This is a genomic window from Microbacterium psychrotolerans, from assembly GCF_031085295.1.
Lineage (GTDB): Bacteria > Actinomycetota > Actinomycetes > Actinomycetales > Microbacteriaceae > Microbacterium > Microbacterium psychrotolerans.
The window spans coordinates 105,741-121,196 of sequence record NZ_JAVFWO010000006.1; the positions used below are offsets into that span (position 1 = coordinate 105,741).

Annotated in this window: 16 protein-coding genes; 5 read left to right on the plus strand and 11 right to left on the minus strand. The window is 72.1% G+C overall.

Annotation, left to right across the window (positions count from 1 at the left end; genetic code table 11):
- The first annotated feature begins 70 nt into the window (after positions 1 to 70).
- Positions 71 to 586 (plus strand): PaaI family thioesterase, encoded by a 516-nt coding sequence (locus Q9R08_RS18160; RefSeq protein WP_308869580.1) that lies wholly within the window; start codon positions 71 to 73, stop codon positions 584 to 586.
- On the opposite strand, the gene Q9R08_RS18165 is transcribed toward Q9R08_RS18160, so the two are convergent.
- Positions 571 to 1,329: a helix-turn-helix domain-containing protein gene (locus tag Q9R08_RS18165; RefSeq protein WP_308869581.1), complete on the minus strand. Its 759-nt coding sequence runs from the start codon at positions 1,327 to 1,329 to the stop codon at positions 571 to 573. The two genes, Q9R08_RS18160 and Q9R08_RS18165, sit on opposite strands and share 16 nt — an antisense overlap.
- 93 nt (positions 1,330 to 1,422) lie before the next feature.
- On the opposite strand from Q9R08_RS18165, the gene Q9R08_RS18170 reads away from it, so the two are divergent.
- Complete coding sequence (locus tag Q9R08_RS18170; RefSeq protein WP_308869582.1) at positions 1,423 to 1,929, plus strand: VOC family protein; 507 nt, start codon at positions 1,423 to 1,425, stop codon at positions 1,927 to 1,929.
- 172 nt (positions 1,930 to 2,101) lie between these two features.
- Here Q9R08_RS18170 and Q9R08_RS18175 read toward each other — a convergent pair whose 3' ends face one another.
- A complete protein-coding gene (locus tag Q9R08_RS18175; RefSeq protein WP_308869584.1) occupies positions 2,102 to 2,920 on the minus strand; it encodes an SGNH/GDSL hydrolase family protein in 819 nt (272 codons plus the stop codon).
- Positions 2,921 to 2,988: 68 nt separating this feature from the next.
- The gene (locus tag Q9R08_RS18180) at positions 2,989 to 3,429 is read right to left on the minus strand and encodes a YdeI/OmpD-associated family protein (protein WP_308869585.1); all 441 of its coding nucleotides are present in this window, start codon (positions 3,427 to 3,429) and stop codon (positions 2,989 to 2,991) included.
- 76 nt (positions 3,430 to 3,505) lie between these two features.
- Between Q9R08_RS18180 and Q9R08_RS18185 the strand changes: the two genes are divergently transcribed.
- Complete coding sequence (locus tag Q9R08_RS18185) at positions 3,506 to 4,759, plus strand: APC family permease (protein WP_308869586.1); 1,254 nt, start codon at positions 3,506 to 3,508, stop codon at positions 4,757 to 4,759.
- Between the two features lie 50 nt (positions 4,760 to 4,809).
- Here Q9R08_RS18185 and Q9R08_RS18190 read toward each other — a convergent pair whose 3' ends face one another.
- The 5 genes from Q9R08_RS18190 to nhaA all read right to left on the minus strand — a co-directional run bounded on the left by Q9R08_RS18190 (position 4,810) and on the right by nhaA (position 9,103).
- A complete protein-coding gene (locus Q9R08_RS18190) occupies positions 4,810 to 5,340 on the minus strand; it encodes a hypothetical protein (RefSeq protein WP_308869587.1) in 531 nt (176 codons plus the stop codon).
- Positions 5,337 to 5,597 (minus strand): hypothetical protein, encoded by a 261-nt coding sequence (locus Q9R08_RS18195; protein WP_308869588.1) that lies wholly within the window; start codon positions 5,595 to 5,597, stop codon positions 5,337 to 5,339. Before Q9R08_RS18195 ends, Q9R08_RS18190 begins: the two co-directional genes overlap by 4 nt.
- Positions 5,598 to 5,723: 126 nt before the next feature.
- Positions 5,724 to 7,019, minus strand: a complete 1,296-nt coding sequence (hisS, locus tag Q9R08_RS18200; RefSeq protein ID WP_308869713.1) for a histidine--tRNA ligase — start codon at positions 7,017 to 7,019, stop codon at positions 5,724 to 5,726.
- Positions 7,020 to 7,103: 84 nt separating this feature from the next.
- Positions 7,104 to 7,988: a MazG nucleotide pyrophosphohydrolase domain-containing protein gene (locus tag Q9R08_RS18205; protein ID WP_308869589.1), complete on the minus strand. Its 885-nt coding sequence runs from the start codon at positions 7,986 to 7,988 to the stop codon at positions 7,104 to 7,106.
- A complete protein-coding gene (gene nhaA / locus Q9R08_RS18210; protein WP_308869590.1) occupies positions 7,943 to 9,103 on the minus strand; it encodes a Na+/H+ antiporter NhaA in 1,161 nt (386 codons plus the stop codon). The genes Q9R08_RS18205 and nhaA overlap by 46 nt, the downstream gene beginning before the upstream one ends.
- Before the next feature lie 174 nt (positions 9,104 to 9,277).
- Here nhaA and Q9R08_RS18215 point away from each other — a divergent pair, with 174 nt between their 5' ends.
- Entirely contained in the window at positions 9,278 to 11,950 is a 2,673-nt protein-coding gene (locus tag Q9R08_RS18215) for a phosphoenolpyruvate carboxylase (RefSeq protein WP_308869591.1), read from the plus strand.
- Positions 11,951 to 12,018: 68 nt separating this feature from the next.
- Positions 12,019 to 12,189 carry a hypothetical protein gene (locus tag Q9R08_RS18220; RefSeq protein ID WP_308869592.1) on the plus strand — a complete coding sequence of 57 codons (171 nt, stop codon included), beginning with the start codon at positions 12,019 to 12,021 and terminating at the stop codon, positions 12,187 to 12,189.
- Positions 12,190 to 12,276: 87 nt separating this feature from the next.
- Here the strand turns inward: Q9R08_RS18220 and Q9R08_RS18225 are convergent, their stop codons facing one another.
- From Q9R08_RS18225 to Q9R08_RS18235, 3 genes are all read right to left on the minus strand, one after another.
- Entirely contained in the window at positions 12,277 to 12,927 is a 651-nt protein-coding gene (locus tag Q9R08_RS18225; protein WP_308869593.1) for a DUF2652 domain-containing protein, read from the minus strand.
- Between the two features lie 94 nt (positions 12,928 to 13,021).
- A complete protein-coding gene (locus Q9R08_RS18230) occupies positions 13,022 to 14,707 on the minus strand; it encodes an MFS transporter (RefSeq protein WP_308869594.1) in 1,686 nt (561 codons plus the stop codon).
- Positions 14,708 to 14,796: 89 nt separating this feature from the next.
- Positions 14,797 to 15,396, minus strand: coding sequence for a gamma carbonic anhydrase family protein (locus Q9R08_RS18235; protein WP_308869595.1), 600 nt, complete (start codon positions 15,394 to 15,396; stop codon positions 14,797 to 14,799).
- Positions 15,397 to 15,456: the final 60 nt, after the last annotated feature.

Genomic DNA, 15,456 nt, shown 5'->3' on the forward strand with positions numbered 1-15,456 from the left:
ATGGATACCATTTGTGGAGATCCGCCAATCGGTTTTTCCGCTCTCCCCCGCGTCGGTCATCCTGACAAACATGCACGTGACTCCCCGACGCCTCGCTCTCGGCATGAGCCTGTGGATCCCCAACCTGTTCAGCGGCATCCGCGTGAGGAGGTTCGCGGACGACTGGACGAGCGCCACCGTCGAGCTGCACGTCAACGTCTTCACCCGCAACTACGTCAAGACGGCGTTCGGCGGGTCGATGTCGGCGATGACCGACCCGTACTACTTCATGCTCGTGATGCACCAGCTCGGACGCGACTACGTCGTCTGGGACACCCGCGGTGAGATCGAGTTCCTGAAGCCCGGTCGCGGGGTGCTCACCGCCCAGTTCGAGGTGCCGCGCGAGAAGGCCGAGGAGCTTCGTCAGCGCGCGCACGGCGGTGCCAAGGTGCTGGAGTGGTTCGAGACCGACATCACGGATGCCGCGGGCGAGGTCGTCGCCCGCGTCCGCCGCGAGGTCTACGTCCGGGAGAAGAAGCGGGTCACCGCGACGAAGGTCGCGCCGCACCCCCTGCAGCGCGAGGACGAGTCTCAGCGGGCGCGATAGTCCGATGCGGTGAACCCCAGCACCGCCCGGAAGTCGTTCGCGAGGTGCGCCTGGTCGGCGTAGCCGAGCTCGGCGGCGATGTCGGCCAGAGCGGCATCCGGATCGTCGCGCACGCGCTGCGCCGCCTCCTGCAGCCGCCGGCGCCGGATCATCGCGGCCGGCGACAGACCGACCGTGCGGTGGGCGAGGCGCTGCAGCGTGCGCACCGAGACCTTGAGACGCTCCGCCGCGTCGTCGACGCGGAGGACCTCCGCATCGGACGTCAGGAGGTCGGCCATCGCGTTCGCAAGCCGCCCCTCGGGCGTGAGCGGACCGACTCGCTGACTCAACCACCGCGACACGACCGCGGCCGCGGCCCCGAGATCGGGCATGGCCGCCGACACGGTGCGCTCGAGCTCGGGCTCGTCCAGCGCGGCGTGAGCATCGACGAGCTGGCTCGGTGCATCGTGCAGCCGCGCGAAGGCGGCGGGCTTCAGCACGGCGCCGACCGCCCAGCCGCTCCCCCGCAGGACACGCTCCGAGGTCCGTGTCGTGGCGCCCCACAGCGTGACGCCGCCCGGCTCAACGGCGAGATTCGCCGCCGGGTATCCGAGGATCGGCTGGCTCGACTCGACGCCGTCGGGCAGGTCCCACTCGGGGAACCAGAACCATTCCACGAGGTCGGACGCCGCTGCCGGCGGCGCGCGCCGTGTGAAGCGCGGCAGGCGCTCGGGGTAGAGCACGCCGCGCGTCGGATCCGTCACACGGTCACGCTAGTGCGGTGCGCCGACACCCGTCCGCCGACGGTGTCGCGAATCTCCAAGCCCGCGGCATCCGCCCCGCGTGAGCATGGAGACATGACCACGGAGAAGACCACCGGCGTGACCGGAGCCCACACCACCGACGGGCGCCCGCACGGGGCGACCACCCTCACTCCCTTCCTCGCGATCCGCGGGGCGAAGCAGGCGATCGAGTTCTATCGCGACGTCTTCGGCGCGCGTGTCACGGACGTCACCGAGTTCGACGGCGCCGTCGTGCACGCCGGGCTCGACTTCGGGCTCGGCTTGCTCCAGCTGGGCGAGCCGTCCCCCGACTACGGGCTGGTCGCGCCGCCGGCAGGAGACGAGGACTGCTATTCGATCGGCATCTACGTGCCCGATGTCGATGCCGTCACCGCCCGCGCGGTGGCCGCCGGCGCGACGGTGCGCGAAGAGCCTTCGACGTTCGTGTCGGGCGACCGCTATGCGAGCGTGCGCGACCCCTTCGGCGTGCGCTGGTCGATCATGACGCGCGTCGAGGACCTCTCCGAAGAGGAGAGCGCGGCTCGCGTCGCCGAATGGGCGGCTTCCGTCAGCGCCGGCTGAGCCGCGCGTCTCTGAAGTGGCGACATCCACCAGTGCTGACTGAAGCCCGCAGGGACCCGACGGCGCGCGACCCTGCTGCCCCGACGACGCCTCCACAGGTCAACCGTGCTTCCGCGGGGAGAGCTGCTCGCGAAACGTCCTGCGGGGGCGCGGTCGAACTGCCGACGGCAGGTCAGTCCCGGCGCGCGCCGGCCGACTCGAGCTCCGCGAGCACCGCGGGCAGAAGCGCCTCGGCGGTGCGCCGGTACCCCAGTGCGCTCGGATGGAACCTGTCGAGGCTGAACATCTCGTCGGGCTGGGTGACGAAGAACGGCCCCACCGCGCGCCTCAGCGACACCGCTCGCGCACCGCACCGCGATGCCGCATCCGCCTGGGCGTCGGCGAGCTGGCGCGACAGGCGCGAGCCGAGGGCGCGCAGCGGCTGGGGCACCGGCCGCAGCGCGCCCAGGTCGGGGCAGGTCCCGACCACGACCACGGCGCCCCGCGCGCGCAGGCGCAGGATCGCCTGCTCGAGGTGCGCGATCGAGGCGGGCACGGGGACGCGGTGGGTGATGTCGTTGCCGCCGACGACGATGACCGCCGCGTCGGGCGTGTAGTCGGCAGGGAGCCCGTCGACCTGCTCGGCGAGCACCGACGACTCGGCGCCGACGACCGCTGCCGTCCGCAGCCGCACCGGTCGGCCGAGCTTGCGCGCGAGCCCCTTCGCGAGCCGGCCGCCGAGCGTGTCCTTGCGGCGCTCGGCGCCCAGTCCCGCGGCGATCGAGTCGCCGAGCACGACGAACTCGACGGGCTCGCCGTCGAACCGCCGCCCCCAGACCCGGTCGGCGTCGAGCGCCTCCTCCCCCAGTGGCTTGCCGATGCGACGACGGGCGACCGCGGCCTGGCGTGACAGCATCGTGCGACCCCCGAGCAGCACGAGCCCCGCCCCCAGGACGGCGCCGGCGAATGCGGCGGCGACGGCACCGGGGCCGACCTCACGCATGCGCGGCATGCCGCCATGCCACAGCACCCGGATGAACGGATGCCGTCATCCCGGTGACGCGCCGGGGGCGACGCGGGCTAGGACGCGCCGACTTCCGCCAGCACCGCGGCGATGCGGCGCTCGCGGGTCTCGGGCCGCTTCGCCTCCGACACGCCCCGCGCGAGCTCCTTGCGCCGGCTGAACGACAGCGCGTCGAACGCGGCGCGCTCACCGCCCTCGTCGAGCGCCTGAGCCAGGTCGGCCGGGACCTGGATCTCGCGATCGGCGGTATCGAGGTCGACGGTCGCGTCGACCTCGTCGCCGATCTCGACGCCGAGCTCGGCGCGCACCGCCTTCGACAGGCCGATGAGGTTCCGCCCGTCCATCACGCCGAGCCGCACGCGGGCGCGGCGCTCCCCGATCCCGACCACCACAGCCGCGCGCTTGCCGCCTCCGAGCTCGGCGACTTGCGCATCGGTCAGTTCGATGGCCGTGGCGGGTCCCATCGGCGCCAGTACGGCGTGGATCTGCAGCGTCATGCGCTCATCCTGACGGGTCGGAGCCTGCCCGCGCATCCCCGGATCAGCCGTTCGCGTGGCGCGCTAAAGTTCGCGCGTGACATCCTCCTCCCTGCACCGCCGCCTCGGCCTCGGCGACGCCGTGTTCATCGGCCTGGGCTCGATGATCGGGGCCGGCGTATTCGCCGTGTGGGCGCCGGCGGCGGATGCCGCCGGCACGGGCCTGCTGATCGGTCTGGCGATCGCCGCGATCGTGGCCTTCTGCAACGCCACCTCGTCGGCGCAGCTGGCAGCCGCGTACCCCACCTCCGGCGGGACGTACGCGTATGGCCGCGCCGAGCTGGGCCCGTGGTGGGGCTTCATCGCAGGATGGGGGTTCGTGGTCGGCAAGATCGCCAGCTGCGCAGCCATGGCCCTGACCTTCGCCGCCTACGCCGCGCCTGCCGGATGGGAGCGTCCCGTCGCGATCGCGGCCGTGATCGCCCTGACCGCGGTCAACTGGTTCGGCGTGACCCGCACGGCCGGCGCCGCGCGCGTGATCGTCGTCATCTCGCTCGGTGCGCTGGCCGCCGCCGTCACGGCGGCCTTCTCCACGAGTGCGGCTCCGGGTTGGTTCTCAGCCGAGACGCTCATGCAGGGCGGCGGCTACGGCATCCTGCAATCGGCCGGTCTGCTGTTCTTCGCCTTCGCCGGCTACGCACGCATCGCCACCATGGGCGAGGAGGTGCGCGATCCCCGGCGGGTGATCCCGCGCGCGATCGTGATCGCGTTCCTGGTCGCACTCGCGGTGTACGCGGTCGTAGCCGTCACGGTGCTGAGCGCACTGGGTCCCGCCGGGGTCGCCGCGTCGACCGAGCCGGTGGCCGACGCCGCCGCGCGATCCGGATGGGCGTGGATCGGCGTGGTCGTGCGCGTCGGCGCCGCGGCGGCATCGCTCGGCGCGCTGCTCGCGCTCATCGCCGGGGTGACTCGCACGACGTTCGCGATGTCACGCGAGGGCGATCTGCCTCGCCTCCTCGATCGGGTGCACCCGCGGTGGGGCGTTCCGCACCGCGCGGAGCTGGCTGCAGGGCTGGTGGCGGTGACACTGGTCGCCCTCGTCGACATGCGCGGGGCGATCGGCTTCTCCTCGTTCGGCGTGCTGCTCTACTACTTCGTCGCGAACGTCGCAGCCTTCCGTCAGCGGCGCGACGCGCGACGGTACCCGGCTGCGCTGCAGATCGTCGGCGCCACCGGATGCCTCGTCCTGGCGGCGACGCTGCCCTGGCAGTCCGTCGTCGGAGGCGTGATCGTGGTCGGCGCGGGCGTCCTCTACCGGGTGATCCGCCTGCGCGTCGCGCGGCAGGACTGACGTCCGACCCGCTCACCTTGCGGGCCGACCTGCGCGCGAAGGGCGGCCGATCAGATCGGTGTCGTCTCGGCCGGCGTCCCGAGATCGCGGATCAGGTAGATCCACGGGAAGGCGCGGCATCCGACCTGCCAGCCCTGCGCCTCCTCGGCCGCGAGCGACCCGCGCCAGAGGATCCGGCGGTGCTCCCATTGCGTGTCCGTGCGGACCATGCGATGCGACAGCATGCCCGCCTCGACCGTGTGCCATCCCGCACGTCCGGCGATCTCGAGCTCGGCCAGCTCGTCGAATGCGGTGACGGGCCCGAGCCAGCGCTCGGACTCCCCCGCGGTGGCGACCACGGCGCCGAACCTCTGCTGCGCGGCCTGCCTCGACATCCCGAGTTCCGCTCCGATCAGCGCCCAGCTCGCGCCTCCCGCGCGCGCGGCGGCGACGGAGCGCTGCAGTATGCCGCGCACCTCCTCCTCGGCCTGGGCGCTGACGGCGATCAGCGCGAGGTGGTCGTCGACATCGAGCGAGTCCGCGCTGTCGACCCGCGCGGCCGCGAGGACCGCGCGTCCGACGTCGTCGGCGAGGCCGCTCATCCCCGGGCGTCCCGGCTCGGCAGCCACGTGGCGCGGGAGACGGGGCGTCGAAGTCCGTTCCCGTACCCCCAGAAGTACGTTCCCGCGAGCGCGAGGCCGATGCCGCCGCCGAGGGCGAAACCGCCGCCGAGGCCGCCCCATCCGAACCCGATGCCCAGCAGCACGATGATGCCGCCGACGACGACGGTCGCGACGGCGACGCCGACGCCGACGATGCGTCGGTACAACGTGGCGGGGTGCTCGGGGGATTCGCTCATGCGTGTCAATCTAGGCTTGACGCCATGGGATGTCAACCGCAACTTGACAGACTCCGCTGTCGACGCCTCGAACACGAGGCCGCCCAGGGCTCAGCGGCGAGGGCGGGCCGGCGATGCAGCGGCGGATCAGCCGAGCGGCTTGACCTCGAGATCGTCGGCCGTCGTGCCCGCCGTCACGGTCGCGAAAGCCGTGTAGCCGTCGGATGCTGCGCGCTCGAGCAGCGCCTTGAGGTTCTTCGTCCGCTGCTCCAGGCGCACACGCGAGCCCTGTCGCACGAGCCCGGCCTTGAGCGCGAGGAGACCGGCCTCCGGCACGTCGCGGTCGTGGACCAGCACGACGGCCGGGGCTGCGGCATCCGTCTGCTCGGCGACCAGGTCGACGATCCGCTCGAAGCCGATGGAGAAGCCAACCGCGGGCACCTCCTGCCCGAGGAACCGCCCGATCATGCCGTCATAGCGACCGCCGCCGCCGAGCGAGTAGTCGACCGAGGGGTGGGCCAGCTCGAAGATGGTGCCGGTGTAGTACCCCATGCCGCGCACCAGGAACGGGTCGAACACCAGCGGGATGTCGCCCGCGACCTCATCTCCGGCCGTGGCGGCACGCGCCGCAGCCGCCGCCGCGCCGATGCCGACGAGGTGCGACACGATCTCGTCGGGGGCGTCCGCCGGCAGCGCCTTGCGGATCTGGCGCTCGCCGTACGGGTGGTACTCGAGGGTTATCGGGCGGCGAAGGAAGGCCTCGAACGCGTCGATGGCCGCCGAGTCCGCCCCCTGGCCCAGCCGGAGGGCTCGCTCGCGCAGCTCGGCGACGATCCCCTCGGGTCCGATCTTGTCGAGCTTGTCGATCGTGATCAGCACACCGGGGCGCTCTTCGGCGCCGAAGCCGAAGCTGTCGAGCATCCAGTCGAGGACGCGGCGGTCGTTGATCCGCACGCTCCCGCCTTCGAGCCCGAGGGCGTCGAGGGTGTCGAGCGTCGCGACGACGAGCTCGGCCTCGGCGCGCGCCGAGCCGTCTCCGATGATGTCGATGTCGCACTGCACGAACTGGCGGTAGCGGCCTTTCTGGGGTCGCTCGGCCCGCCACACGGGTGCGATCTGGATCGAGCGGAACACCGACGGCAGGTGGCCGCGGTTGGTGGCGTAGAACCGGGCGAGCGGCACCGTCAGGTCGTAGCGCAGGCCGAGGTCCGTCAGGCTCGCGGGGTCGTCTGCCGCAGCGCGGATGGCATCGGCGTCGAGCCCGCGCTTGAGCACGTTGTAGGCGAGCTTCTCGTTGTCGCCGCCGATGCCCGCGTGCAGCCGCGCGTACTCCTCGACCACCGGCGTCTCGATCTCGTCGAACCCGTGCGCGCGGTAGCGCTCGCGGATGACGGCGAGCACGCGCTCGCGACGGGCCTTTTCAGCGGGGAGGAAGTCGCGCATGCCGCGCGGCGGATTGACGGATGCCACGGAGCCATCTTTTCAGATGGCCGCGCGGGGCTGCTCCCGCGAACCCCGCCGGCGGGCTCATCCGTCGGCGGGGTGGGTCTCGGCGGCGCGGATGTCGCGCTCGAGGCGCCGCAGCCGCTCGCGCAGCGCGCGCTCGGCGTCCCAGCCGTTCGCACGGGCCGTCGCGACGAGCGTCAGCAGCGCCTCACCCAGCTCCTCCTCCGACGCCGGGCTCGTGCTCGTGTCGCTCTCAGGCCCGCGAGAGTACATCTGGTCGCCGAGGGGTAGGGAAGGACCCGCACCTTCGTCCACCCGCTGTACTCTCGCGGAGGCGGAGGGGACGCCGGCCGGCGCGGCGGACGCCGAGGGGACGCCGACCGGCGCGGCGGACGCCGAAGGGTCAGCGGCCGCGGCGGACGTCGACGGCGCCGCCACGCCCACCTGACGCGCCTTGCCCAGGAGCTTCTGGGCGAGGGCGAGGCTCGGCATCCGCTGGCTCACCCCGTCGAGCACGCTTGTGCGCGCGCTCTTCTCGGCGGCCTTCGCGGCGTTCCAGTGCACCAGCACCTCTTCGGGCGTGGTCGCGACCGCGTCGCCGAACACGTGCGGATGCCGGCGCACCATCTTGTCGGTCAACCCTCGGGCCACGTCGTCGATGTCGAATGGGGCGTCCTCGTCGCGCGAGGCGATCTCGGCGTGGAACAGCACCTGCCACAGGAGATCGCCGAGCTCTTCGCGCAGCTCGTCGCGCGACCCCTCCTCGACGGCGTCGATGAGCTCTGCGCTCTCCTCCACGAGGTACGGCACGAGGGCGCGGTGGTCGATCTGCTGCGTCCACACGCAGCGGTCGCGGACCGCGCGCATGACCTCCGCCGCCTCGCGGAGCGGATCGGATGCGTCGTGCCGCCGCGCGCCGGTCACGTCGTCGTGGATGCGGTCGCCGCCCGCTGCCGATAGTGCCATGCCCGCCACGATACGAGGCCGGCGGCCAGCAGGAGCGAGATCACCGAACCTGCGAGCACGCCGAGCGTCGCCTGATCGCGCAGCGCCGCGGCATCCGTGAAGGCGAGCTCCGACAGGAGCAGCGACACCGTGAAGCCGATGCCGCCGAGCGCTCCGGCGGCGACGAGGTCGGCGAAGGCGAGCGGCGGCGCGCTCCCCCGGTGCGCGACCCGCAGCGAGAGCCACCCGAACGCGGCGATACCGACGATCTTGCCGACCGGCAGTGCCACCAGCACACCCCAGAACGCCGGCGACAGCTGAGAGAGCGGCACCGCGGGGATCACGACGAGCGCCGCGGAGAAGGCGAACACCGGCAACACGACGACGTTCACCCACGGTTCGAGCGCGTGACGCACCCGCAGGGCGGGCTGCTGCGCCATCGCGAGTCCCAGCACGACGCCGGCGATGGTGGCATGCACTCCCGACAGGTACACCAGCACCCAGGTGGTGACCGCGAGGAGCACCAGCAGGACGGCGATCGGCACGCGGCCCCGGGTGTCGAGCTGCCTGCTCAGGATGCCGAACGCGACGACGGCGACCGCGGCGCCGGCGAGCGCCGCGATGTTCACGCCGTCGGTGAAGAGGACGGCGATGAAGATGATGCCGACGATGTCGTCGAGGATCGCGAGCGCGAGCAGGAACACGCGGAGCGCGGGCGGCAGCCCCTTGCCGAACACCGCCAAGACGCCGAGGGCGAACGCGATGTCGGTGGCCGTCGGGATCGGCCATCCTGCGGTCGCGTCCGAGCCCCCCGCCATGGCCGCGTAGATCGCGATCGGCACGATCACGCCGCCGGCGGCGGCGATCGCGGGCTGCAGCGCCTTGCGGGCGGAGTTGAGCTGCCCGCTGGTGAGCTCGTACTGCAGTTCGACGGCGACGACGAAGAAGAAGAGGGCCAGCAGGCCGTCCTTGATCCAGTGCGACAGCGTGAGCTCGAAGACACCCGGGATGCCGAGCTCGGCGTGCATCGCCGCGTCTACCGCAGGCCAGAGTGCCGAGTTGGCGACGAAGAGACCGAGACCCGCCGCGACGAGCAGGATGATGGCGGGAAAGCGGGCGGAGCGAAGAAGCGACATCGGGCCTCCGTGACAGGATCGCGGGTCGACAATGGTGCGCCGACCAGACTTCCCGGCTCTCCACGGGCCAGTGTAGCGAGTGGGTCATGCTCGGCTGCGGGGACGGCGCAGGACCCGTCGTCACACAACGTCGGCCGTGCCGGCGCCGCGACAGCGCGCCGTTAGCCTGGAGAGATGCGTGAACTCACCCAGACCGAAGCGATCGACCTCGTCGGGCGGTACGAGGCGGAGCAGGCGATCCCCGAGCAGATGCGCAGCGACGTGCGCATGCTGGGAACCCTTCTCGGTCAGGTGCTGCGCGAGAGCGGATCGCCGGGACTGTACGAGGACGTCGAGCGCCTGCGCACCGCCACAATCCAGGCCTACACCGATGAGACGCCCGAGGCCTTCGCCCGTGCCGCCGCGATCGCCGACTCGTTCACGATCGCCCGCGCGGACGAGGTGGCCCGGGCGTTCACCGCCTACTTCCACCTCGTGAACCTCGCCGAGGAGCACCAGCGCGTGCGCATCCTGCGGGAGCGCGACGGACGCCCCGACCGCGAGCAGGCGACCGACTCGGTCGCCGCGGCGTTCGTCCGGCTGGCCGCCGAGGTCGGCGACGACACAGCGCTGCGGCGTCTGCAGAACATGCGATTCCACCCCGTCTTCACGGCCCACCCCACCGAGGCGCGCCGACGTGCGGTGTCGACCAGCATCCGCCGCCTCGCGACGCTCCTCGAGCAGCACGACGCGTCGCTGCGCGGCGGCGCCGACGAGCGTCGGGCACAGCGCCGCATGCTGGAGGAGATCGACACGCTGTGGCGCACGGCGCCGCTGCGCCCCGAGAAGCCCGCTCCCACCGACGAGGTGCGCGCCGTGATGGCGGTCTTCGACGACACGCTCTACACGGCCGTGCCCCACGTCTACCGCCGCGTCGACGACGCCCTGCAGGGACCGGCGGCCGGCGGGCGCGCACCGGTGGTGCGCCCCTTCGTGCGCGTCGGCTCCTGGGTCGGCGGCGATCGCGACGGCAACCCGTTCGTGACGGCATCCGTCACCCGGAAGGCGTCGGCGATCGCGAGCGAGCACGTGCTGCTCGGCCTCGCCCGCACCGCGAGCCGCATCGGGCGCACGTTGACGCTCGACGCGACGACCACGCCGCCGAGCGACGCGCTGCTGGCGCTCTGGCAGCGCCTGAAGGCCGCCGATGAAGACGCCGCGAAGGACATCGCCAAGCGATCCCCCGACGAGCCGCATCGCCGCATCGTGCTGCTGATCGCCCGGAAGATCGAGGCGACGCGCGCCCGCAACGCCGACCTCGCGTACGCCGATCCCGAACACCTGCTCGCCGATCTCCGCGTCGTGCAGGAGTCCCTGGTGCAGGCGGGCGCGCCGCGCCAGGCGTACGGGCACCTGCAGCAGCTGCTGTGGCAGGTCGAGACGTACGGGTTCCACCTCACCGAACTCGAGGTGCGGCAGCACTCTGCCGTGCACGCCAAGGTCCTCGCCGAGCTCGAGACCGGCGCTCCGCGCAGCGAGCTGGCCGAGGAGGTGCTCGACGTCATCCGCACGGTCGGATTCCTGCAGGAGCGCTACGGCCCGCGCGCAGCCGGCCGCTACATCGTGTCGTTCACGCAGTCGGCCGAGGACCTCGCCGCCGTCCACAAGCTCGCCGCGTACGCGGTCGGTCCGGACGGCACCCCTCCTGTCCTCGACGTCATCCCGCTCTTCGAGACCTTCGCCGACCTGCAGGCCGCGCCCCGCATCCTCGCCGAGATCGTCGAGCACCCGGAGTTCGCAGCGCGGTTGGAGGCCACGGGCCGGCGTCTGGAGGTCATGCTCGGCTACTCCGACTCGTCGAAGGACGTCGGCCCCGTCGCCGCGAACCTCGCCCTCTACGAGGCGCAGGCGAAGATCGCGGCCTGGGCCGACGAGAACCGGATCGAGCTCACGCTGTTCCACGGTCGCGGCGGAGCCCTCGGCCGTGGCGGCGGTCCCGCGAACTCGGCGATCATGGCGCAGCCGCCGCACTCGGTCGACGGCCGGTTCAAGCTCACCGAGCAGGGCGAGGTGATCTTCGCGCGCTACGGCGATCCGGCGATCGCGATGCGGCACATCGACCAGGTCGCGGCCGCGATCCTGCTCGCCTCGTCGCCGTCGAACGAGGAGCGCAACCGCGCGGCCGCCGAGAAGTACGCCGGCGTGGCGGCGACGCTGGACGCGGCGTCCCGCGAGCGCTTCTTCTCGCTGGTGAAGGCGCCCGGCTTCGCGCCGTGGTTCGCCCGCGTCACGCCGATGGAGGAGATCGGACTGCTGGCGCTGGGCTCGCGCCCGGCCCGCCGCGGACTGTCGGTCGAGTCTCTCGAGGACCTGCGGGCCATCCCCTGGGTCTTCGCGTGGACGCAGGCCCGCATCAACCTCGCCGGATGGTTCGGACTCGGCACCGCCCTCGACGCCGTCGGCGACGAGCCGCTGCTGCAGCAGGCGTACCAGGAGTGGCCGCTGTTCCGTACCCTCATCGACAACGTGGCCATGAGCCTCGCGAAGACCGACGATCGCATCGCGCTGCACTACCTCGAGCTCGGCGATCGTGACGATCTCGCCGCGCTCGTGCGAGACGAGATGCGCGTGACGCGGGACTGGGTCGTCCGCATCACGGGCGGCACGGAGCTGCTCGGCAACAAGCCGGTGCTGCAGCGGGCGGTCAAGATGCGAAGCCCCTACGTCGACGCGCTCTCGCTGCTGCAGCTGCGCGCCCTGCGCGCTCTGCGCGAGGCTCCCGAGGGCGCACCGGTCGATCCCGAGCTGCAGCGACTGCTGCTGCTGTCGGTGTCGGGCGTCGCCGCCGGCCTGCAGAACACGGGCTGACCCGCCCGGGTGCGGTGACACGCGCGTCGCACCCGTGATCTCCGACGGCCCGGCGTACCGTAGCGCCCATGGCACGGATCGTCGTCGCCGAAGTCTGCCCCCGGTGCGGGTCGCTCGATGTGCGAGTGACCGAGCCGAGGTGGTTCCGGATCGAGTGGGATCGTCGAGACGCCCTCGACGACGGCTGGGTCGACCGCCTCGAGTTCGGCTGCCGCGACTGCGACCTGCTCTGGGAGTGACGAAGGCGGATCACGGATGCCGCGGGCCGCAGGCCCACGCGGCCTCGTCCGCCGTTGCCCGGCGGCGTCGGATGGGGATGCCTCCCCCTAGCGCGTGCGGCGAGGCTTCCTCGTGCCCAGCATGTAGGGGAGCCCGCGGCCCACGGCCGAGAACGTGCTGCCGAGGCGGGACCACACCGTCGGCACCTGCGGCACCGCGTCGACGTGGTCCAGATCCGCGACGTCGACGAAGTAGGCGCGGATGGTGCCGATGCCCTCGAGATCCGGCGCGAGCTCGCCCGCGGACGCGGGAAGTGATGCCGCGTCGGTGCGGCACAGTTCCTCTGTCAGCAGGACGTACTCGGGAATGCCGACGGAGTTCTTCAGCAGTCGATGCACGAGGATGACGTCGATGCCGACCAGCTTGGAGCGGCCGCCGACCCGCTGCGTCGCGACATCGCCCACGTGTGCCACGAACTTGAGAGTGAGATTGCGCGCCTGACGGCACCCACCGCACGGGCAGAGGTTCTGCACCACGTACTCGCGCTCGAGATGGAAGGCGCGGTGCATCACGACAGCCAGATGGAGGATGTCGGTGAGGGTCGGGTCCGGCTCCCGCGCGACGGCGCGCCGAGAGAGGAACGCGGCGTCGCCCTCGATCTCGACGAGCTCGAATCCGGTCGCGGCGCGCACGATGCTCTCCAGCATCCGCGCCGTGTTGACCTCGGCATGCGCGAGGGTCATGCGATGCGAGCCCATGTACTCGGTGTAACCGCCGATATCGGCGATCAGCAGGGCCGTTCGCTCCGTCCCATGTGCCAGTCCCTTCGTCGGTCGTTGATCCCAGCGGGTCTCACGATGCCCGAGGCTCGTCTGGCAGGTCGTCGGGCGCGTATCGCGCGAGCTCGTCCTGTACTGTCGTGGCGGCCGCCTGCGCGCTGGGCGCGTAGCCGAGGACGACGGCGGTGAACCGGTCGGCGGTGAGCGCCTTCAGCGCGAGCGGGGTGCGCGCGAGGACCGTCGCCGTCCGCGGCGTGCGACGAAGCAGCGCGATCTCGCCGAATCCCTCCCCGTCGCCGAGCGTTGCGATCACGCGACCGTCGCCGAGCACGTCGGCTCGGCCGCTCTCGATCACGTAGTAGCGATCACCGAGGTCCCCCTGGGTGAAGACGGCGCTGCCTGGTGCCACCTCGACCGGTTCCAGCCCGCGCGCGAGCTGCTCGATCGCGGGCAGCGGGAGCGGCTGGAACATGGGCACCCGCTGGAGGAGACCGACCTCGGCGTCCAACGCGCCGACGGATCGATCGAGGGCGCGCAGCCGCCACCACGATGCCAGCGCGAGCACCGGACACAGCAGGCCGATCGCGATGAGCGCGCCATCGACGCCGAGCCACGCGATCATCATCGACGCGATGATCGCGCCGACGCCGATGGAGACGGCGACCAGGCTCTCGAGCACACCGAAGACGCGCGCCATCAGGGCGTCCGGGGCCAGTCGGCCGATCAGCGTGAACCCGGCGAGGTCGATCAGCGCGTTACCCACCCCGACGAACGCGAGCAGGAGAAGCGCCGCCGCCTGCGCGGGGAAGACGCCGACGAGGGCGAGCGGCAGTCCCCACAACGCCACGCCGACGGCGAACCACGCGCCCAGCCGGCGGGTTCCGACCAGCAGTGAGGCCGCCAGCGAGCCCAGGACCGCCCCCACGCCGACCGAGGCCATCAGCGATCCGGCGCCGGACTCGCCCATGCCCAGCAGCTCGATGGCGACCACGACCGAGAACACGGTGAGTGCACCCCGCGTGAGCGACTGGGCGGCGGCCAAGCCGAGGATGAGCTGCAGATCGCGGCTCCGCCACACGGCGGCGAGCCCTTCGGCCGCCTCCCTCAGCAGGTCGCGCCGCGGTGCCGCCGGTCTGGGTGGGGCGTCGTACCGCACGCGGAAGAGGAGCAGCGCCGCCCAGAACGATGCGAGCGCCGCGACGGCGAACACGACGGAGACATCGGTGAAGATCAGCAGGATCGCGGCGACGAGCGGCCCGACGAGGGTCGCGACGGAGTCCAGCAGCCCTCGCACGACGTTGGCGCTGGCCAGTTCGTGCCCGGTGCGGCACAGCGTGGGCAGGAGCGCGGAGTGCGCCGGCCGGAACATGGTGGCCGCGATCGTCGAGACCACCGCGAGCGCGTAGACGACCGCGATCGGGCCCGACACTGCCACGACGACCGCCGCGACGAGGGTGGCGGCGCCCCGCACCACCGACACGACGACGAGGACGCGCTCGCGCCGCCCGCGGTCGGCGAAGGGCGACAGGATCGGCGCCAGCAGCGCCGAGGGCAGCATGCGCAGCAGTCCCACCGCGCCGAGGGCGAGCGCGCCCCCGGCGTTGTACGCGACGATGCCGAGCGCCACCGTGAACGCCCACTCCGCCGTCCAGGCACCGAGGAAGCTCAGCTGCGCGCGCCGCAGATTGGGGTTGCGCCAGTTGCTCGAGAAGGCACCCACGGCCTGATCGAGCCTCGAACGGGTCCCCAGACGGCCCATGTCCGCGACCCTATGGCCTGAGCCAGGAGAAGGCCAGGCCCACGTCGATCTCGCGATCGGCGGTTGTACGGCGGACGGTCGCTGGGGCGTCAGTCCACGCGGCGGTCGTCGACGTGACGGGCGAGGCTCCGACCGTATCGTTCGGTGAGCTGCACCATGAGGTCGGGGGTCTCGCGGTCGAGTCCGAAGACATAGCCGGGGAAGTCGAGCTCGCGCTGCGCCGCCCAGATCTCCTCGTGGCGGTCGGGCGGAAGGATCTGCACCGGGTCGCCCACGGCCACCCAGCCGATCGGGACCGTGGAGTCCGGCGGGAGCGTGGTGCGCAGGTGCACGACCGCGTTGATGCGCACTTCGCTGCGCGCACCCAGCCGAGCGCCGTTGAACACGCGCGTGCCGGTCGCGAGAAACACCTCCTCCTCGACGACGGCGCCCGAGACGCTGGCCATCGGCCCGACGAGCACGTGGTCTGCGATGTGCACCGGGTTCGTCGCCGTCGCCCGGATGAGGGCGTTCTCCATCACGATGACGTTCTCGCCCAGCGTGATCGCGCCTCCTTCGGCGGTGATCACCGCGCCGTGGAGGATCTGGCAGTCGGCGCCGATCTCGACGTCGCCGCTGATCACGGCGGTCGCCGCGACGACAGCGTCGGGGTGGATGCGGGGCTGGGCCCCGAGGTGCTCGAAACGCATCATGCCTCCTCGATCCCGTGCCGGCCCGCCCGTCGTCGGGGCCGTCGCGGTCGGTTCACA

What these genes read in the sequence shown, in the direction of transcription:
- Q9R08_RS18160 (WP_308869580.1), top strand. Translation starts at nt 71, where the DNA reads ATGCACGTGACTCCCCGACGCCTCGCTCTCGGCATGAGCCTGTGGATC.
- Q9R08_RS18170 (WP_308869582.1), top strand. Translation starts at nt 1,423, where the DNA reads ATGACCACGGAGAAGACCACCGGCGTGACCGGAGCCCACACCACCGAC.
- Q9R08_RS18175 (WP_308869584.1), bottom strand. Translation starts at nt 2,920, where the DNA reads ATGCCGCGCATGCGTGAGGTCGGCCCCGGTGCCGTCGCCGCCGCATTC.
- Q9R08_RS18180 (WP_308869585.1), bottom strand. Translation starts at nt 3,429, where the DNA reads ATGACGCTGCAGATCCACGCCGTACTGGCGCCGATGGGACCCGCCACG.
- Q9R08_RS18190 (WP_308869587.1), bottom strand. Translation starts at nt 5,340, where the DNA reads ATGAGCGGCCTCGCCGACGACGTCGGACGCGCGGTCCTCGCGGCCGCG.
- Q9R08_RS18195 (WP_308869588.1), bottom strand. Translation starts at nt 5,597, where the DNA reads ATGAGCGAATCCCCCGAGCACCCCGCCACGTTGTACCGACGCATCGTC.
- hisS (WP_308869713.1), bottom strand. Translation starts at nt 7,019, where the DNA reads ATGCGCGACTTCCTCCCCGCTGAAAAGGCCCGTCGCGAGCGCGTGCTC.
- Q9R08_RS18205 (WP_308869589.1), bottom strand. Translation starts at nt 7,988, where the DNA reads ATGGCACTATCGGCAGCGGGCGGCGACCGCATCCACGACGACGTGACC.
- nhaA (WP_308869590.1), bottom strand. Translation starts at nt 9,103, where the DNA reads ATGTCGCTTCTTCGCTCCGCCCGCTTTCCCGCCATCATCCTGCTCGTC.
- Q9R08_RS18215 (WP_308869591.1), top strand. Translation starts at nt 9,278, where the DNA reads ATGCGTGAACTCACCCAGACCGAAGCGATCGACCTCGTCGGGCGGTAC.
- Q9R08_RS18220 (WP_308869592.1), top strand. Translation starts at nt 12,019, where the DNA reads ATGGCACGGATCGTCGTCGCCGAAGTCTGCCCCCGGTGCGGGTCGCTC.
- Q9R08_RS18225 (WP_308869593.1), bottom strand. Translation starts at nt 12,927, where the DNA reads ATGGGCTCGCATCGCATGACCCTCGCGCATGCCGAGGTCAACACGGCG.
- Q9R08_RS18230 (WP_308869594.1), bottom strand. Translation starts at nt 14,707, where the DNA reads ATGGGCCGTCTGGGGACCCGTTCGAGGCTCGATCAGGCCGTGGGTGCC.
- Q9R08_RS18235 (WP_308869595.1), bottom strand. Translation starts at nt 15,396, where the DNA reads ATGCGTTTCGAGCACCTCGGGGCCCAGCCCCGCATCCACCCCGACGCT.